14 protein-coding genes and 1 tRNA gene are annotated in these 18,671 nt (G+C 32.4%); 4 read left to right on the top strand and 11 right to left on the bottom strand.

Going from position 1 to position 18,671, the window contains the following annotated elements; all coding sequences use genetic code 11:
* Positions 1 to 48: 48 nt before the first annotated feature.
* From FEF17_RS13325 to FEF17_RS13280, 11 genes are all read right to left on the bottom strand, one after another.
* The gene (locus tag FEF17_RS13325; protein WP_139002909.1) at positions 49 to 735 is read right to left on the bottom strand and encodes a lycopene cyclase domain-containing protein; all 687 of its coding nucleotides are present in this window, start codon (positions 733 to 735) and stop codon (positions 49 to 51) included.
* A complete protein-coding gene (locus FEF17_RS13320) occupies positions 735 to 1,187 on the bottom strand; it encodes a sterol desaturase family protein (RefSeq protein WP_139002908.1) in 453 nt (150 codons plus the stop codon). Before FEF17_RS13320 ends, FEF17_RS13325 begins: the two co-directional genes overlap by 1 nt.
* A 9-nt stretch (positions 1,188 to 1,196) precedes the next feature.
* A complete protein-coding gene (locus tag FEF17_RS13315) occupies positions 1,197 to 2,036 on the bottom strand; it encodes a phytoene/squalene synthase family protein (RefSeq protein WP_139002907.1) in 840 nt (279 codons plus the stop codon).
* Positions 2,037 to 2,039: 3 nt separating this feature from the next.
* Complete coding sequence (locus FEF17_RS13310) at positions 2,040 to 3,503, bottom strand: phytoene desaturase family protein (RefSeq protein ID WP_139002906.1); 1,464 nt, start codon at positions 3,501 to 3,503, stop codon at positions 2,040 to 2,042.
* Between the two features lie 46 nt (positions 3,504 to 3,549).
* On the bottom strand, positions 3,550 to 4,449 hold the full coding sequence (locus tag FEF17_RS13305; protein WP_139002905.1) for a MerR family transcriptional regulator: 900 nt from the start codon (positions 4,447 to 4,449) through the stop codon (positions 3,550 to 3,552).
* A gap of 96 nt (positions 4,450 to 4,545) precedes the next feature.
* Positions 4,546 to 4,630: transfer RNA gene (locus tag FEF17_RS13300), tRNA-Leu, on the bottom strand.
* Between the two features lie 453 nt (positions 4,631 to 5,083).
* The gene (locus FEF17_RS13295) at positions 5,084 to 5,833 is read right to left on the bottom strand and encodes a sugar phosphate isomerase/epimerase family protein (RefSeq protein WP_139002904.1); all 750 of its coding nucleotides are present in this window, start codon (positions 5,831 to 5,833) and stop codon (positions 5,084 to 5,086) included.
* Between the two features lie 71 nt (positions 5,834 to 5,904).
* Positions 5,905 to 6,072, bottom strand: coding sequence for a hypothetical protein (locus FEF17_RS14335; protein ID WP_170181013.1), 168 nt, complete (start codon positions 6,070 to 6,072; stop codon positions 5,905 to 5,907).
* Positions 6,073 to 6,078: 6 nt separating this feature from the next.
* Positions 6,079 to 7,053, bottom strand: a complete 975-nt coding sequence (locus FEF17_RS13290) for a type I phosphomannose isomerase catalytic subunit (protein WP_139002903.1) — start codon at positions 7,051 to 7,053, stop codon at positions 6,079 to 6,081.
* Between the two features lie 17 nt (positions 7,054 to 7,070).
* Positions 7,071 to 8,609 (bottom strand): sulfatase family protein, encoded by a 1,539-nt coding sequence (locus FEF17_RS13285; RefSeq protein WP_139002902.1) that lies wholly within the window; start codon positions 8,607 to 8,609, stop codon positions 7,071 to 7,073.
* Positions 8,610 to 8,634: 25 nt separating this feature from the next.
* Entirely contained in the window at positions 8,635 to 10,203 is a 1,569-nt protein-coding gene (locus FEF17_RS13280) for a sulfatase family protein (RefSeq protein ID WP_139002901.1), read from the bottom strand.
* 301 nt (positions 10,204 to 10,504) lie between these two features.
* Between FEF17_RS13280 and FEF17_RS13275 the strand changes: the two genes are divergently transcribed.
* From FEF17_RS13275 to FEF17_RS13260, 4 genes are all read left to right on the top strand, one after another.
* Positions 10,505 to 11,530, top strand: a complete 1,026-nt coding sequence (locus tag FEF17_RS13275) for a glycoside hydrolase family 130 protein (RefSeq protein WP_139002900.1) — start codon at positions 10,505 to 10,507, stop codon at positions 11,528 to 11,530.
* A gap of 3 nt (positions 11,531 to 11,533) precedes the next feature.
* On the top strand, positions 11,534 to 13,162 hold the full coding sequence (locus FEF17_RS13270) for a sodium:solute symporter (RefSeq protein WP_139002899.1): 1,629 nt from the start codon (positions 11,534 to 11,536) through the stop codon (positions 13,160 to 13,162).
* 10 nt (positions 13,163 to 13,172) lie between these two features.
* A complete protein-coding gene (locus FEF17_RS13265; protein ID WP_139002898.1) occupies positions 13,173 to 14,681 on the top strand; it encodes a sulfatase family protein in 1,509 nt (502 codons plus the stop codon).
* Between the two features lie 150 nt (positions 14,682 to 14,831).
* Positions 14,832 to 18,641 (top strand): hybrid sensor histidine kinase/response regulator transcription factor, encoded by a 3,810-nt coding sequence (locus FEF17_RS13260; RefSeq protein ID WP_139002897.1) that lies wholly within the window; start codon positions 14,832 to 14,834, stop codon positions 18,639 to 18,641.
* Positions 18,642 to 18,671: the final 30 nt, after the last annotated feature.

Raw genomic sequence — 18,671 nt, 5'->3', positions numbered from 1 at the left:
TTAATTTGAGGAATATTTGTTTGGTTTAAGCGTAATTACAACATGTAGTTACGCTTTTTGCTTTTCTAAATATTCAAGAATAGATAGATTCATCAAAATAAGGGAAAAGGCATATATACTGTCTTCAATCGGAATTGTGAATAATCGAAAACTTAAATTTTCATTATTGTTATACCAAACAACTTCATTTTCTATAAAACTTCCTGTAAGAATACCGTTAACAATAAAAAAAGGAATAAGCATGACTAGAAAAGTAAAATAGAACTTACTCAACAATTCCTTATTTATGGAAACAACAATTGCTGTTAGAACTGTAGCCAATAGAAAGTTAATAAAAGTATACCATTTATCGTAGTTCAAAATTGTGATAAAAAAGAACACTAAAATTAGAATATAGCTGAGTCTTTTGGTGATGTTTGTATTCAATTTTATGTTAGGAAAGTAGTGGAGCAATGCATAATGGGTAAAAACGCAGGCATACGGAATACAAATAAAAAACAACCACTCTTCCAGAGGAAGTCCAAATATTTTTGTGCCTAAAAAATAGGTATCATTAAAACCCCAATAGCCATTAAGTGTAAAAATAACATCCCATGGAATAAAGACAAGCATGGTAATGAAAATAGCTATAAAGAGTGATTTCCAGAGGGAATAAAACTTAAGCTTGGGATGAAAACTAAATAAAAAAGGAATACTTAAAGACCCTAAATTAAGTAGAAGATATAAGTAGCTCATTACTTACTCTTAAAGTATTTAAAGGGCACAAATAACATTCCAAAGCATTCTCCATCTTTTTTTCCAAGATGTTTATGATGGATTTTGTGTGCACGTCGAATACCTTTTGCATACCAATTATTAGCGTTTCTAAAGAGTTTAAATCTTTGGTGTATAAAAATATCATGCACTATAAAATAAGATAATCCGTAGGCAAAAATACCAATACCAATAGGAAGACCTACCCATAGATCATTGTATTTCCACAGCAAGACAAAAGTTATACTAACAACAGCATAGAATATAAAAAATACATCGTTACGCTCAAACCAACTTTCATGATTTTTGTGATGATGATCCTTGTGTAAGCTCCATAAAAAACCGTGCATCACAAATTTATGAGTAAACCATGCCATAAATTCCATCGTACAATAGGCTGAAAAAAAGACAAGTATCCAAAGCAATATATCCATGATATAAAATTACATTAATTTTAATTGATATTTTACATAACTGCGCATTAAGAGTTCAATTTTTTTTGGGTTTGAAACTCTAATTCTTGTTTCCTTTATTTTTAAAGCTGGAGTTTTTTTTAATTTTTTTAAAAGTTGGCTGTAGTATCTATATGCCATAAAAACCCCAAATTTAGCCTCAATTGGTAGTTTTTTAATGCCACTTAATCCTAGTGCAAAATCGGATTCAATGTCGTCAATAATTTCTTGTTTCGAATTTTCATCAAGATTTTTCAGATCAATGCTAGGGAAGTAACTTCTTTCTAAAACATCATAATCTGCTTTTAAATCTCTAAGGAAATTGACCTTTTGGAACGCAGAACCTAGAGCCATCGCCGTTTCCTTCAATTCATTATATTTTTTCATGTCTCCTTTTACAAAAACTTTTAGACACATGAGTCCAACAACATCTGCAGAGCCATAAATATATGTTTTGAAATCTTCCTGAGTTAAATAATCCTTCTTATGTAAATCCATTCTCATACTTGTCATAAACGCATCAACAAGGCTTTTATCTATATTAAACTTATGAAAAGTATGTTGGAAAGCATTTAAAATAGGGTTCAAGCTAATTCTGTTTTTGAGAGCTAGCTCTAGGTCATCCGAAAATCTATTGAATAAGAATTCTTTGTCATAGCCATGGAATGAATCTACAATTTCATCAGCAAATCTTACAAAGCCATAAATATTATAAATATGACTTCTAATAGATTTATACAAAAGCTTTGTTGCCAAAGAAAAAGATGTACTATAAGTATTTGTAACAATTTTACTGCATCTAATTGAAACGTCGTCGAATAAAGATTTCATAAATTAACTTTGATGTTTTATTACCAAGTCCGATACTAACTTTCCCGATATTAATGAAGGTGGTACTCCAGGTCCAGGGACAGTAAGTTGACCAGTAAAATAAAGGTTATTAACTTTTTTACTTTTTAATTTGGGTCTTAAAAAGGCTGTTTGCAATAAAGTATTTGCCATACCATAAGCATTACCTTTATAAGAGTTATAATCATTTATAAAATCATTTAAACAGAATGATTCTTTAAATATAACATGATTTTGGACATTTTGAGAGGTTAATACTTCAAAACGTTTAATTATTTTGTTGAAATAGGTTTCTCTGAGTTCCGGAGTATCTTCAATACCTGGTGCAAGCGGTATTAAAAAAATACCTGCTTCCTTTCCTTCTGGAGCTGAATTACTATCTGTAATACTAGGAAAACTGGCATAAAATAATGGATTTTCAGGCCATTTTGGATTATCGTAAATGGCTTCTGCATGCACATCAAAGTCCACATCAAAAAATAGCGTGTGGTGATTTACATTTTTTAATTTTTTATCGAACCCTACATAAAATAATAATGAAGAAGGGGCAAATGTTTTTTTATTCCAATAATTTTCTGAGTATTGCCTTAGAGGCTTTTCTAAGAGTGTCTCTGTATGATGGTAGTCTGCTCCACTAACTACAATATCGGAATAATAATTTTTTCCCTTAGAGGTTATTCCTTTTGCTGAACCATTATCAACTATTATATTTTCTATCGGAGCATTAGTTTTAATGTTTACCCCTAATTCTTTAGCCAAACTTTCAATACCAAGAATAACTTGATACATACCTTTTTTAGGATGAAATGTGCCTAAACCAAAATCGGCATAATTCATAAAGCTATAGAAAGATGGTGTGTCACTCGGTTTTGCTCCTAAAAATAGCACAGGAAATTCAAGAATTTTAACCAATCTTTCATTCTTAAATTCCTTTCTAACATCTTTCTTAATAGTGCTAAAAAACTGATTTAATTTCTTTATCGTTGCTGGAGTTACAAGTTCTAATGGTGATACTCCGGGATTATAAACTAGGTCTTTAATGGCAATATCGTAGTTGCTTTTAGCGATATTTATGAATTTCTTTAACTTTTGCGAACTTCCTTTTTCTTCTTCTTCAAAGGCATTATATATTTTCTCAAGTGTATCTTCTATGGTAATGTAATCGTTTTTACCAAAATATACGCTATATGCTGGATTGAGCTTTTCTAAAATGTAGTAGTCTGAGGGTTTCTTATTAAAATCTGAGAAAAAGCGTTCGAATACATCTGGCATCCAATACCAAGTAGGACCAATATCGAAAGTGAAACCATCTTTAATTAATTGCCGAGCACGACCTCCAATAGTTGCGTTTTTTTCAAAAATGGTTACTTCATAACCTGCCTTCGCTAAGTAGCATGAAGCGGCTAATGAAGAGAAACCAGAACCTATAATTGAGACAGTGTTTTTCATATTGTTTAACAAATATAAACAAAAGTTAAACAATAAAGATGATTATTTATAATTCTTTAACTAAGTTTTCTATAGAACTGTATATAGTAACCTTTTCAGGAAGCGATGAAGTGTCAAAATCAATCAATTTTCTTCCTAATAATAATAACCGAGAATTTTCTCTAGATAATAATATTTCATTAAAATTTTCTAAATATTCAGAAATTTGATTGACTTCAGGATATACTGTAAAATAGGATACAAAAGTTATTTCGTCAAAAAAGTCAAGTAAATCTGTAAGACCATCCATTGGCACACTTTCACCTAAAAATATGGTATGGTAGCCTTTACTTCTTAATTGATAATTAATAAAAAGTAAACCAATGTCATGAATTTCATTTTCTGGTAAATATAAAATGAACGTTTTTGTAATTGGTTTTGGTTCCAGACTTTGAAGCCTTTCTATATTTAAAAGAATCTTTTGTTTCATATGAACGGTTAAAAAATGTTCATGAGCAGGAGTAATGGTATTTGTTTGCCATAATAGTCCAATTTCTTCAAGAAGAGGCAGAAATACGGTATAAAATATTTCACTAAATGTCTTGTTCTCAATTAAGTTGTTGTAGGTATTGTAAAATAAAACTTGGTCAAAATTAATCATGGCCATTTTAAAAGCGTTAATAGCATGATCTTCAACCTTAGCTCTAGAAGCAATCTCTCTTACTTTTACTGGAATCTCTTCTTCCTTAAGATTAGCGATTTTTGAGATTTTTATCCCATTGTTATTTAAGTAAGATATGTTTAAAAGCTTCTGAAAACTATTCAAACTATAGTTTCTTATGTTTGTTTCAGATCTGTTAGGACTCAACAGATTATAGCGCTTTTCCCATATACGAATCGTGTGAGCCTTTATTCCTGTTAGGTTCTCCAGATCTTTAATACTAAAACTTACTTTAATATTGTTCATTAAATTTTAATTTTCGTTAAACAAAAATAAGCATTTTTATTTTAACGACAATTAAATCTAGCGATTTCGTTATTTTATTTGAAAATTTACAAGCTGTGCACACGAGAAGATTCGAACTTCCACATCCTAAACGGATACTGGCCCCTCAAGCCAGCGCGTCTACCAATTCCGCCACGTGTGCTTTTTTTTTGAAGTATGCTAAAATAAAAAAAGTTAAGCTATATTGCTTAACTTTTTTAGTGACCGGGCTGGGGCTCGAACCTGTATTTTAATCAATTGATATTCAAAAAGTTAAGGTAGTTTTGGTGTCTAAACTCACCGAATAACTCACCAAAAGTGTTTTTAATAAATAATGAACTTAAATGAATTTATTTGAATGCAAAATCAAATATAGTTAATGATGGTCGTATTACCATGAAAAACTCTAAAAATGTATATTATAATAATGGATTATCTAATTAAATATAGAGTGTTCTACACCCATTATCCCAATATTTACTTTGACGTCTTAAATTTGTTGTGCGAAATTCTGTGGAAGTATGGGTAGAATACATTTTGTTGCACGTATTGTAAAATTAATATGATATTTTATTAATAAATTTGATGATTTTAGGTTTATGCCAATTTTTGACAACTATACTAAGCAATTTTTCATATTCTTTACACATTCTTGCAAGGAGGAAACTGGATTATCCGTGTTAGCCTCGTATTCAATTACAGCCACGCCATTAAAATTTATTTTGTCTAATGTTTGAACAAACTCCCTTAAAGGTAAATTTCCTTTACCAATTACAACATCACGCCACTGAGCATTGCTATCAAAAGTAAAATCTTTAAAATGAACCCCATAAATTTTGTCCCCATATCTTTTTACCCAATCTAATGGATTGCCATGTTCTGGACCAATTTGCATTGCCCAGCCAGTATCAAGACACAAACCAATCTGCGGTCCTCCTAATTTTAAGAGATAATCAATAACGTCATTCGAGCCCGCAAATTTATATCCACCATGACAGTGTAAGCCCACTTTTATGCCAAATTCATCGCACCAATTTTTGACTTTTGGAATTGCTTTTTGAAAAGAGTCTACTTCAAAATGGGCACTTATGTATTTTGCACCTGCAGTTGCTGCACACTCAAACCATAACCTTTCTTTGTCATTGCCTACAAAAGTCTGAACACCAATTGATACAATTGAAATATTATGGGATTCATAAATTTTTATTACCTCTTTCCAATTTGCTAGATCATTAAAGTCTGCATGGACTTCGCATATTTCAATTGAATCCAATCCTATTTCCCTAACCTTTTTTGCAACAACGGCATTATCCTTATAGTTCCTAAAACAGTAACTCTGAACACCAAATTTATTTAACTTAAACATTGCTCATTAGAAGTATATATAGATTATTCAAATTATCTTTATTGATTAGATGAGAAGCTGCATTCAAACAATCAGGTTATTTGTGATTTTACTTTTTTAAAACTAAGGTCATATGCTTGAGATGGTGTTTGCGTCGGGTTCTCTTCTAAAACTTTTGAAACCTCTTTTAAAACATCTTCCCGAACCCCTAGTTTTTCAGCTTTTAGCAATATTTCAATAATGTAATCTTCGTTTGTCATAAGGGACTAGTAATAAACCTCCAAAATTTTAGATTCTTTTTGAGGTGTTAGCTTTAATTGGTTAATAATAGCCGGAATCAAAATACTCTCTCCTTTGGCTAAAGAATAATTGGCATTATCAACGGTGATTTCTAAACAACCTTCTGTACAGATATAAATCACGAAAGAATCTATTTTGCTATAATCTTTGTTTATTTCTTTTGTAAGATAAATGATGTTGGTTTTAAAATAGGGGGTGTGAATCAACTTATTAGAAACATTACTTTCCGTCTTATAGGCAGTTGTGTACGCCTCCTGCACCTCAAAATCCAGTACATCTAAAGCTAAATCATTATGTAGTTCTCTTTTTTCTCCTGTAGTTTTGTCTACTCGATCATAATCGTAAATACGATAGGTGATATCGGACGTTTGTTGAATTTCTGCAAGCAGTACCCCAGAACCAATAGCATGTACTCTACCTGTTGGGATATTAAAAGCATCGCCAGCTTTGGTTTTTACAGAGTTTAAAACTTCTAAAACCTTATTGTTTTCTAAATATTTGGAATAGGAGTTCTTGTCTAACTGTTTGTTAAAACCAACAATAATCTCTGCGCTGTCATCAGCATCCATGATATACCACATTTCATTCTTTCCAAAAGAATCGTGACACTCTTTAGCTATATGGTCGTGCGGGTGTACTTGGATAGATAATGGGGTTTTAGCGTCAATAAACTTGATGAGTAAGGGGAACTCGGTTCCAAAAGTCTTATAGACATTGTTTCCTAATAACTGTCCTTTAAATTGTTCTGACAATTCTTTAAGAGTTTTCCCAAAAAATTCGCCATTGGCTACCTTGGTTTCATCGCCTTTAACATCAGATATTTCCCAAGATTCGCCGTTGTTATCGCCTTTAAATCCTTTGTTTAAAACAGTATTTAGTTTATTACCGCCCCAAAGTCTATATTTAGAAATTGGTGTAAATTTTAGTGGATATAAATTCATTTTTTTGTTGATGTTTATTATTTTATTTGAAATAGTTCTGTGTTTCCTTTTGTGGGCCCACTATGATTACTAGGACGTTTCCATTTAATGGTTTCATTTCTATGATTGGCCTCCTTAATTTGGTTTTTCATCCAATTATTCAAAAATTGAGTATTATCTTTTTTCCCATACGCTGCTAAAACATAATCTCCAGTAGCTTTCATGTGCTTTTCTAGAGCTGTCCGAAGCTCTGCAACAATCTCTTTGTATTTTGGGTCGTGAATAAGATTGGTAAGGGCATTCGGGTCATTTTCATAATCATATAATTCTTCGATTTCCCTATATACCCAATGGTCAAAACGTTTTTTTACTTCTGGATCCGTTTCTGCCAGTTTTTTCATGGCTTTGTATGATGTATGCGACCCAGAAGCAGACTTAAACTCATACTTTCCTGTAGCCCATGGGTTAAAAACATAACCGTATTTTTTTGTAATTACAGTTCGCGAGGGTCTTGGAATACCACCTGCATTTTCATCAAATTGCCCGAAAACATATTTATTTGATTTATTAACTGTTTTTGGATTGAACGACGTTCCTTCAAAATGTGACGGAATATCTATATTTAACATATCCAAAATAGTTGGCGCTATATCTATTGCTGAAACTAAATCTTTAGTATTTCTAGTATTAGGATTTATACTATTGGGCCAGCGAACTATAAAAGGAACACGTAGGCCGTTTTGATAAGTTGTAGATTTAGCATACGGTAATGGCATTCCGTGATCCGATAAAAGAATAACAATGGTGTTCCCTGAGAAACTACTGCTGTCTAATGTCTTTAATATAGCCCCAACACAATCATCCCCTCTTTTTACAGAATTGTAATAGTTTACCATTTCCTGCTTTATCCTTGGGTTTTTAGGCAAAAACCCCGGTATTTCAACATCGTCTTTTGTGTAGATCTTAGACGGCTTAAACTTATCAAACCCTTTCTTTCTGGAAGCCATATCATTAAAAAAAGGTTTATGTGGATCGGCTACATTTACCACACAATAAAATGGCTTATTAGAATTTTTTACGTTACTAAAGAACTTAGTTACTAGTTTACTATACGCCTCCGCAGATCGCTTTTCTATACCTTTAAATCCAAGTGTAGTATTCCAAAATAAATCAAAATCCGGACTTAAACTTGAATCTGGAGCTTTGTTAATTACTCCGGTGTAGAAGCCTTGTTCTTTTAAAATCTCGGGCAAGGTTTTGTGCTCTGGCTGTACATAGTAAAACCCTCTCATACCACTTTGATGTGGGTATAAACTGGTTTGAATAACACTTCTTGAAGGAGAACAGTTAGAGACTTGCACATAACCATTTTCAAAAACCAAACCTTCGTTTCCTAATCGATCTATGTTAGGTGTTAGGTCTGGAATTGTATTGCCATAAATTCCTGCCGAATCCCAATTCATATCATCTAACGTTATAAGCAGAATATTGGTCGTATTTCCTTTGTTTTGACCATTAACTGATTTGCATGATACTAGACTAAATAAAGCTATCAGTAAAAAGATATTTCTTATCATTATAGGGGTCTTAAATTAGTAGTTTTTATTTCTTTTTGTGAGACTCCAAACCTCCAAAATTTGTATCGGATATTTTTCGCAATTCATCTAAACTAAGGTTGTTGCCATATTCCTTTTTTAAGCTATATAATTCGTCCTTTAAATTTGAAATGAGTAGTTGATAGGACTTGTCTTCAATCAAATTGTTTAATTCATTGGGGTCATTCTCTAAATCATAGAACTCCCAAACATCCACATCATAGTAAAAATGAATGAGTTTATATCTATCTGTTCTTATACCATAATGAGGCTGGACATGGTGCCAAAATGGGTATTCGTAGTAGTGATAGTACATAGATTGGCGCCATTCAGTATTCGGGATACCACTTAATTGTTTAAAAAAACTTTTACCTTGTACTTCTTTTGGGATGTCTACACCAACCATATCTAATACAGTAGGAGCCAAATCTATATTTGATATTACATCAGCAATTACAGTTTTGGGTTTAATCTTTTCAGGATAACGTATAATAAAAGGCATACGTAACGATTCTTCATACATGAATCGTTTGTCAAACCAGCCATGTTCCCCCAAAAAGAACCCTTGGTCCGAAGCGTAAATAACTATAGTATTTTTCTCAAGATTGTTCTCCTTTAAATAATTTAGAACCTTACCAATATTATCATCAACTGATTTAATGGTCGCTAGATAGTCTTTAATGTATTTTTGATATTTCCATTCCTTTAAAGCCTTTCCCTTTAAACTAACGTTAGGTAAAACAACTTCATTGGGATTATTCCCAAAATCCAGCCATTTTCTTAATTCTTTTTCGGTAAGTGAATCCGGAGGTGTTAATTTCATGTCTCTTCTATTGAAGAAATCCATCGTCATATGGGTGTCGCCTGCAGTTAGTTCCCTGCCTTTATAATCGTCATAAAAAGTGTCCGGAAGCGGTAAATCTTCATGTTCCCATAACTCTTCATATTTTTTGTCCGGGGCCCATTCTCTATGGGGTGCTTTATATTGAAGTAGTAAACAAAATGGCTTATCACTTTCTTTATTTTTTAGCCATTCTAGAGCAAAATCGGTGGTTAAATTTGTTGCATACCCTTTTTCGTTTACTGGTATACCATTTTCGCTGTAGGTTGGATTCCAGTACACACCTTGTTCACCATGGTCAATATGATATTTGTAATAATCAAACCCTCGTGGTTCTGAAGCCAAATGCCATTTGCCAACTAAGGCGGTTTGGTAGCCGGAATTTTGAAGTGCTTTTGGGTAGGTCCATTGAGTTCCATCAAAATAACCACCTTGATAGTTTTTGTAATAACCATTTATATGATTGTATTTTCCGGTTACAATAGATGCTCTACTGGGGCCGCAAATGGCATTGGTGCTAAATGCGTTTATTAATACGGCTCCTTCATCAGCTATCTTGTCTATATTAGGGGTAGGTGCTATACCTTTATATCTATCATTATAAGCTGAAATAGCACTTGTGGCATGGTCGTCAGAAAGTATAAAAACAATATTGGGTTTTTGTGATTGACCAGTATCACTCTGGCAGTTTCCAAAAACGGGAATTAGGCAAAGTAAGAGAAAGAATTTATTCATATCTATTCAATTTGAGAATATAGGCTTATAGGCAACAAATTTAATTAGCTTGATGCTTTATTAGGTTTGTTTATTGGGCAAAGTTATCTTTAAACTGACCTTTGGTCATTAAAACCCATTGGAGTGTCTACGCGAATATTGCAATACCTAGTACCATATTACAAGGATTTAGGTTGAATCCCCCTTTAGTTATCAGTTTGACCATCTATTTATCCTTATTGACCTATTTGAAAACCTTTATTTTCTAATATCAAATTAATATTGTGCAAATAAAAATTTACTAATAAATATTTCTAAACTGATGAAACTTAAAAAATTTGCAGGAAATCCAATATTAACTCCAAATCCAAAAAACGATTGGGAGAACCTTGTAGTTTGTAACCCTGGAGTGTATTATGATAATGGAAAATTCTATATGCTTTATAGAGCTGCAGGAGATGATGAAGACCATGTCATAAGATTTGGTTTAGCAGTAAGTGAAGATGGAGAAAATTTTAAACGTGTGTCTGATAGACCAGTTTTAGGCCCAAGTGAAGATGGTCCAGATATGGGGTGTATTGAAGATGCTAGAATTGTAAAGTTTGATGATTATTATTATGTAACCTATGCCTACAGGCCTTTTCCTCCTGGACAATATTGGAAATTTGCTCATGATGAGGTTTTAACAGAAGATCATGGAGATCATGCACCACATTTTATAAAGAATAATATGGCAAACTCTGCTTTAGCGATGACTAAAGATTTTAAAGAATGGATAAAATTAGGAAGAATTACAGATTCTAACTTAGATGATAGAGATGTCATTTTATTTCCAGAGAAAATCAACGGAAAATATGCCATGTTACACAGGCCAAAAGAATGGATTGGAGAAGAATATGGTGTAAGCAAGCCAGCAGTTTGGATTCGCTTTAGTGATGATATGTTAGTATGGAAAGAACCTAGTACTATCCTTATAGGTGGAATTGATGGTGGATGGGAAGAAAAAGTAGGTGGAAGCACACCTCCTTTAAAGACTGATAGAGGTTGGTTAGTATTATATCACGGTGTAGAAAATGGAGGTTTAGGATACTATAGAGTTGGTGCTGTAATGTTAGACTTAGAAGACCCAACCAAAGTAATTGGTAGAACTAAAGACTATATTATGGAACCAGAATTCGATTATGAAATTGAAGGCTATTATAAAGGTTGTGTTTTTCCGACTGGAAATATGATTGTAGATGATACTTTGTATGTGTATTATGGAGGAGCAGATAAATACATAGGTTTGGCAACTTGTGATGTAAATGAATTAATTGATTTTACACTTAGTAAAGAACAAAATTCATAAAATATGCTAGCAAATAATATTATTACCAATGGCCCAAATTGGGTAAATGGTCTTTCTTGGGCAGACATTGTTATTATCATACTTTATTTTCTTTTTATAGTTTACCTAGGTGTTAAATACAGTAAAAGTAAGGATGAAAAATCGTATTTTCTCGCTGGTAGAGGGATGACTTGGCCAGTTATTGGTTTTTCTCTTTTTGCCGCTAGTATATCTAGTTCAACATTAATTGGACAAGCTGGTGATGCCTATAGTACAGGGATTGCCGTTTTTAATTACAACCTGATTTCGGTTTTGGTTATGATATTTTTTGCTTGGTTTATTTTACCATTCTACATTAAATCCAAAATATTTACTATTCCTGAGTTTCTTGAAAAAAGGTTTAATGTAGCTTCTAGGTATTATTTTTCGGCAATCACCATTATTGTAAATATCTTCTTAGATGCAGCAGGTTCTTTATATGCTGCTGCAATGGTAATGAAATTGGTGTTTCCAGAGGCTTCAATATTAACCTTGTCAATCATATTTGCAATTGTAGTGGCTGCTTACACCATACCAGGAGGTCTATCTGCTGCTATTAGAGTTGACTTAATGCAAGGTGTTTTTCTTTTGGTAGGTTCCGTGATTTTAACTTTTTATGCAACCTATAATGGCGGTGCAGAATATGTAAAAGAATTACTGACTGAAGGAGATGTTTTAATGAAGCTTGTAAGACCAAATAATGATTCATCTGTACCTTGGCTGGGAATGATTGTTGGGATTCCAATTTTAGGACTATTCTTTTGGGGAAACAATCAACAATTGGTGCAACGTGTACTTACAGCAAAATCTATTGATGAAGGACGTAAAGGAGTTTTATTGGTTGGTTTTTTAACCATGCTAACATTGTTTCTAATCATTATTCCTGGAGTAATGGCTATTAAATTATTCCCAGAATTACCAAAGCCAGATATGGTTTATCCAAACCTAATTATGGAATTATTACCCAATGTGCTTATTGGGTTTATGATGGCTGCTATGGTAGCTGCATTAACATCTTCGTTAAGTGGGTTGTTAAATTCAGTTGCAACACTTTTTACGATGGATTTTTATAATAAAATAAAGCCAGAAAGTACATCAAAACAAAAAGTAAGAGTTGGAAAAACGGCTTCTATTACAGTATTAATCATTGCTGTAATGTGGGCGCCACAAATTGGAAAGCAATTTGGAACGCTATTAAAGTACTATCAAGAAATGTTATCAATTATGGCACCGCCAATTGTAGCTGCATTTATTTTAGGAATCTTTTGGAAAAGAACCAATGCAACTGGCGCTTTCTCTGGTTTAATAGCAGGAATTTTACTAGGAATAGCCAATATTATTTTTACCGTAAACAACGGAAATTCAATTTTTGGTGACATACACTTTTTACTAACAGTGCCATATTATTTTGTGTGGAGTATGTTGGTTATGGTAGTAGTTAGTTTAGCGACTAAAAAACCACCACTTGAGAAGACTGAAAACCTAACCTTCTCTTTAGCAGAATTTAAAAGAGAAACCATTAATTTAAAGCAACAAGCAGTTTATAAAAGCTATAGATTTTGGTCTTACTTACTTATTGTTTTTTGTGTCATCATTTTAATTGCATTCTGGTAAAAAATAGATTATGAAATTTTTAAACAACTATAAAACAATACTTTTATTATTTGTTGTTGCAAGTACCCTCTTTTCTTGCGCTCAACAAGAAACAGCTAAAAAGCCTAACTTTTTATTTATTTTGGTAGATGATCAACCTTTTGATGCATTAGAATCTAGTGGTAGATATCCATTTCTTAAAACACCAAACATGCAGCGTTTACAAGATGAAGGAGCAATCTTTGAAAACTATTATGTTACACAATCCATTTGTTCACCATCTAGAGCGAGTTTCTTAACAGGAACATATCCGCATATACATGGTGTTAATCAAAATAATCAGCATGTTGATCCAGATTGGGAAACCTATCAACCATACAATCAACATTTGCAAAGTGCTGGTTACCAAACAGCACATGTGGGTAAAATTCACATGGCACACTTTAAGGGAGAAAAACATATCAGGCCTGGATTTGATTATTGGTACAGCTTTATTGGGCAAGGAGAATATTTTGACCCTATGGTAAATGATAATGGTAAGGAGTATCAGGAAAAAGGGTATATGACAGATATTTTAACGGGCAAAGCAATTGATTGGCTAAAAAAAGAAAGAGATCCCAATAAACCTTTTAGTTTAAATCTTTGGCATAAAGCGGTGCATGAAAACCATTCTCCAGCACCAAGACATAATAAAATTTTTAAAAATGACAGCCTGCCTACACCTCCTTATGGTACGCATCTAGAAAACTTTGCAGGGAAACCTGAATGGCAACGTATTAAAGCATGGGATTCTAAATGGAAGCAGTATGTTCGCTCAGACACCATAGCTCCAAAACCTTGGCCAATTAAAGGATATAAGTTTAAGAGTCTATTAGAAACTTTATTGGCTGTAGATGAATCTCTTGGTAAAGTCATTCAAACTCTTGAAGAGATGGATGAATTGGAGAATACTGTCATTATCTACAGTAGTGATAATGGTTATTTTATGGGGGAGCATGGTTATTGGGATAAGCGTATTGCTTATGAAAATTCTATGAAAATACCTATGCTAATAAGATATCCAGAAAAAATTAAGGCAGGTATGGTAATTAATGAAAATGCTTTAAATATAGATTTGGCTCCAACTATTCTAGAATTGGCAGGAGTGAATGCTCCTGAATATATGCAAGGAGAGTCTATGCTAAATCTTTTTGATGAAGACAAAGAGAATGATCAGTGGCGAAAATCATTTATGTTTGAGTATTATGTTGATGATGAATACCCCTATGCGGGACCAGATATGTTGGCTATCCGCTCAGAAAAATATAAGTTGATAGATGCTTTTTTAGAAAATGATATTGATGAGTTGTATGACTTAGAAAACGACCCAGGAGAAATGCAGAATTTAATTAATGATCCAAATTACGATACTGTAGAGAAAGAATTAAGAGAAGAATTAGAAAACCAAAAGAAGAAGTATAAGTACAATACCGATAGAGATTGGTGGTTGAGAACCCAAATTCCAAAGAAAAATCATAGTAAGGGTATAGAAATTAGATAACTACTCGTTCTCTAATTGTTTCAAAAATACAATCTTTTAAAATTTAATTTTTGTTTTTTTAAAAACAAGAACAATTAGTTAGGCTCATCTTAGTCCCTCAGCTATAAATTATAGAGCTTTATACAGTTCAAAAATTAGTATTTTTAGTATATGAAAAAACTAATGATTTTCTTTTGTTTGTTGTTTGCGTTCTTTAATACGGCACTTTATAGTCAGCAAATAATCCATTTGGATAGTAAAGATGGTCTAATTAGCGGAACAATCAATGCATTTGAGCGCGATAGCTTAGGCTACATGTGGATTGGGACAGATCAAGGTCTTAATAGATATTCTGGAGTAGAGTTTAAAAATTACGACCTAGATGAGAACAACAAAATAAAAGGGAAGGAAATTGCTGATCTCCTTAATGTAAAGGGCAATCTTTATGCAATAAGCTCTGGTGGTTCTCTTATTAAATATCATTATGAGAAAGATCGTTTTGAAGAACTATATACAGAGACCAAGAACAGGTTTATATCTTTAACAAATCTAAACGATTCGAATATACTCATAGGGCTTTCTGCAGGATTTATCGTTTATGATTTATCAACACATCGGGCTACAGAAGTACAATTCAAAAACTTTATCAATAATAGGAAAGTTGAGTTCTATAATAATATGGTGTATGCCGCTTCTTCAAGAGGACTTTTAGTCTTTAGTTACAAAGAAGACACTAAAAAACTTGCCTTAGAACAAAAATATTTATCAGACCAAGACATTATAGATTTTGCTTTTGATTCTGAAACAAGAATTTGGGTAGGTACAGAAGTAGGAGGTTTGTATATCATCAATAAAGAAGATATTAAGAACATACCCATTAGTCAAATTTCTAATAAGACATATGCCATTCGTCAAATTGATTTTGATAAGAATAATAATGCTTTAATTGCTATAGATCGATTAGGACTGTTTCTTTTAGATGACAAATTTGAGATTGTTAAATCCTATAGCCATAATGAAGATAATCAAAATTCTATTAGTCAAAATAGTATATATGAAATCTATGTTGATGATACGAATGCCTACTGGTTGGGAGTTAGGGAAGGCGGAATAAACATTGTTTACGATAAAGAAAATGTATTTACCAATATTAAGCATGTACAAAACAAGGCTAATAGCATTCAAAACAACAACATAAGGTCTATTTATGAATCGACTTCTGGCGCTGTCTGGTTTGGTACAGAAAACGGTGTGAGTAAATACGATGAGAATAAGAATTGGACTAATTATAATAAAGATCCTAAATTGTATAATACAGCCGTTTTAGCGGTAAATGAATATCAAAACAATTTGATGTTAGGAACCTATGGGGAAGGATTATTGGTCTTAAATCAAGACAATGGTAAAGTTTCTAATTTTAAGTTGGAATCTAAAAAACCTTCAAAATTTATTTTTAGAATAAGAGCTTATGATGATAATTTATGGATAGGAGGTAGTGATGCACCGTTAACACATTTTAAAAACAGCAGGTTTGTAAATACATATTCAGTAGGATTGGTAAGGTCTTTGGTAGAAGGATATGATAATATAAATTATGTTGGTACTAACACAGGTTTTTTTGAACTTAATACACGTAATGCGAGTATACGAAAAATTGAAGAATCCATTTTTAACGCCTTTAACGAAATCTATGATTTAAATTTAGACTATGTAAACAACTGTATTTGGATTGGAAGCAAAAATGGTTTGTACAAATACAACTTGAGTACAGAACAATTAGAAAATTTAGCAGATAACACCAATAAAAGAATAGGAACCGTTTATTCTATTAAAAAAGACAATATGCAAAACCTCTATTTTGCATCAGTTTCTGGTCTTTGGAGGTATGACATTAAAAATAAATTCTTCAGAAAGTATGGCCTGCAGGATGGAATGTTAATTGACGAATTTGGTATTGGAGCTTCCGCCAAGTTTAAAGATGGCAGATTAGCTTTTGGTGGTGCAAAAGGAGCAGTTGTTTTTAACCCCATTGATTTGTTTAAGGACAGGCCTCTTTCAGACATATTTATCTCAAACTTTCAGATAAACGGTAAAGAACCCGATAGTTTAACACTTTCAAAAAATATCAATTATACTAAAAAACTGGTGTTAAATTATGATCAAAATACCATCTCTTTTAATTATGAAACCATCAAGTTTCACGGCTCTAAGAGTAATGCTTTTCAGTCTAAATTAAAAGGGTTTGATAAAGATTATCATGTAAGCTATGGTAATGAAAAAATATACTATTCAAACTTGAATCCTGGAACTTATCAATTACATGTAAAGGGTTTTAATGCAGATGGAGTAAAAGGAGACAATGATTATACCCTAGAAATTGTTGTCAAAAAACCTTTCTGGAAATCCATTTGGGCTTTTGGTTTTTACATGCTACTTTTTCTTTTAATTGTCTATTTAATTTTTAGAATTTCTAGAGCCAATATTCAAAAGCGGTTTGATGAAAACAGGATTAAGTTTTTTGTTGAGGTAGCGCATGATATTAGAACTCCGGTATCGCTTATTCAGCTACTTGTAAAACAACTCACAAATCAGGAAAATACAGAAAAGTCAATAGAACTTATTCAAAGAAACTCACAAAACTTAAATGAGTATGTAACCCAACTGTTAGATTTTCAAAAGATAGATAGAAAGCAACTAAAACTAAGCGTTAGCAAAGTAGATTTAAAAGATTGTTTAGCCAAAATTATTAATGATTTTACACCTATTCTTCAAGAAAAGTCTTTAGATATATCCTTAGAAGTTAAACACATTCCTGTATGGTTTGACAAAGCTAAAATGAACCGAATTTTTTACAATTTAATTTCAAACGCCATTAAGTATAGTAACGAGGGAGGAGAAATAAAGGTGAAGGCATATTTAGATGACAGTAATTTTAAAATTGAGTTTATAGACAATGGTGTTGGTATCCCAGAAAAGCAGCAAGAATTAATATTTAAACGTTTTACTAGAGGAACTAACGTTTCCAATAAAGGAATTCCGGGTACAGGTATTGGGTTACTATTGTCTAAAAAAATAGTAGAATTACATGGTGGTAAAATACTGTTGGAGAGTAAAGAGAATATAGGTTCTAAGTTTACTATTGTTTTGCCTAGTGGAACAGAACACTACAGTGACGAGCATATTGTAGATGAAAGCAATCAAGAAGAAGCAAAAGCTAATGTTGACGAACTGATCACTAAGAATAAGCTCATTCTTTTAGTAGAAGATAATGAAGAATTACGAGGAGCCGTTAAAAATGAGTTAGTAAAAAATTACAACGTTATTGAAGCTTCTAACGGTAAAGAAGGCTTGTTGTTAGCGCTCTCAAAAAACCCTGATTTAATTATCACAGATGTTATGATGCCAGAAATGGATGGTAAAGAGCTGTGTAATTTGCTTAAAACCAATTTTAAAACAAGTCATATCCCTGTAGTTATGTTAACTGCGCTTGCAGATATAGACGATAAAATACAAGGATTAGAAACCGGTGCAGATGCTTATGTAGAGAAGCCATTTAATGTATCTATTCTTACCGCAACGATCAATAATCTTATTAGATCTAGAGAAAATGTGAATAGATTGTTAGGCGATAAAGAAGTAAAAAAACAGATGACACCAGATGAGAGTTTCTTGTCTGATGTTATAAATGTGATCAAAGAGAATTTAACAGAAAAAGATTTTTCTATTGATACTTTGTGTGAGGTCATGGGGCTCAGTAGGTCTAATCTATTTAGAAAATTAAAAGGATTAGTACATATGTCTCCATCAGATTTAATTGTAAAAATTAAACTGGGGCATGCAGAGGAATTAATGAAAAAGAAAGCACATAGTAGAATTTCTGACATTGCTTATGAATCTGGATTTCAAGACCCAAAATATTTTAGCACACTGTTTAAAAAACACTACGGAAAAACACCAAAAGAGTTTATGGAAAACAACTAATCTTTACTTCTAAGATTTTCCATGTTACTT

The organism is Hyunsoonleella aestuarii (assembly GCF_006148925.1).
GTDB lineage: Bacteria > Bacteroidota > Bacteroidia > Flavobacteriales > Flavobacteriaceae > Algibacter_D > Algibacter_D aestuarii.
Note: the sequence above shows the minus strand (reverse complement) of the source record. Positions and strands in the feature narration are given on the sequence as shown.

What these genes read in the sequence shown, in the direction of transcription:
- FEF17_RS13315 (WP_139002907.1), bottom strand. Translation starts at nt 2,036, where the DNA reads ATGAAATCTTTATTCGACGACGTTTCAATTAGATGCAGTAAAATTGTT.
- FEF17_RS13305 (WP_139002905.1), bottom strand. Translation starts at nt 4,449, where the DNA reads ATGAACAATATTAAAGTAAGTTTTAGTATTAAAGATCTGGAGAACCTA.
- FEF17_RS13270 (WP_139002899.1), top strand. Translation starts at nt 11,534, where the DNA reads ATGCTAGCAAATAATATTATTACCAATGGCCCAAATTGGGTAAATGGT.
- FEF17_RS13285 (WP_139002902.1), bottom strand. Translation starts at nt 8,609, where the DNA reads ATGATAAGAAATATCTTTTTACTGATAGCTTTATTTAGTCTAGTATCA.
- FEF17_RS14335 (WP_170181013.1), bottom strand. Translation starts at nt 6,072, where the DNA reads ATGACAAACGAAGATTACATTATTGAAATATTGCTAAAAGCTGAAAAA.
- FEF17_RS13325 (WP_139002909.1), bottom strand. Translation starts at nt 735, where the DNA reads ATGAGCTACTTATATCTTCTACTTAATTTAGGGTCTTTAAGTATTCCT.
- FEF17_RS13265 (WP_139002898.1), top strand. Translation starts at nt 13,173, where the DNA reads ATGAAATTTTTAAACAACTATAAAACAATACTTTTATTATTTGTTGTT.
- FEF17_RS13260 (WP_139002897.1), top strand. Translation starts at nt 14,832, where the DNA reads ATGAAAAAACTAATGATTTTCTTTTGTTTGTTGTTTGCGTTCTTTAAT.
- FEF17_RS13280 (WP_139002901.1), bottom strand. Translation starts at nt 10,203, where the DNA reads ATGAATAAATTCTTTCTCTTACTTTGCCTAATTCCCGTTTTTGGAAAC.
- FEF17_RS13290 (WP_139002903.1), bottom strand. Translation starts at nt 7,053, where the DNA reads ATGAATTTATATCCACTAAAATTTACACCAATTTCTAAATATAGACTT.
- FEF17_RS13275 (WP_139002900.1), top strand. Translation starts at nt 10,505, where the DNA reads ATGAAACTTAAAAAATTTGCAGGAAATCCAATATTAACTCCAAATCCA.
- FEF17_RS13295 (WP_139002904.1), bottom strand. Translation starts at nt 5,833, where the DNA reads ATGTTTAAGTTAAATAAATTTGGTGTTCAGAGTTACTGTTTTAGGAAC.
- FEF17_RS13310 (WP_139002906.1), bottom strand. Translation starts at nt 3,503, where the DNA reads ATGAAAAACACTGTCTCAATTATAGGTTCTGGTTTCTCTTCATTAGCC.
- FEF17_RS13320 (WP_139002908.1), bottom strand. Translation starts at nt 1,187, where the DNA reads ATGGATATATTGCTTTGGATACTTGTCTTTTTTTCAGCCTATTGTACG.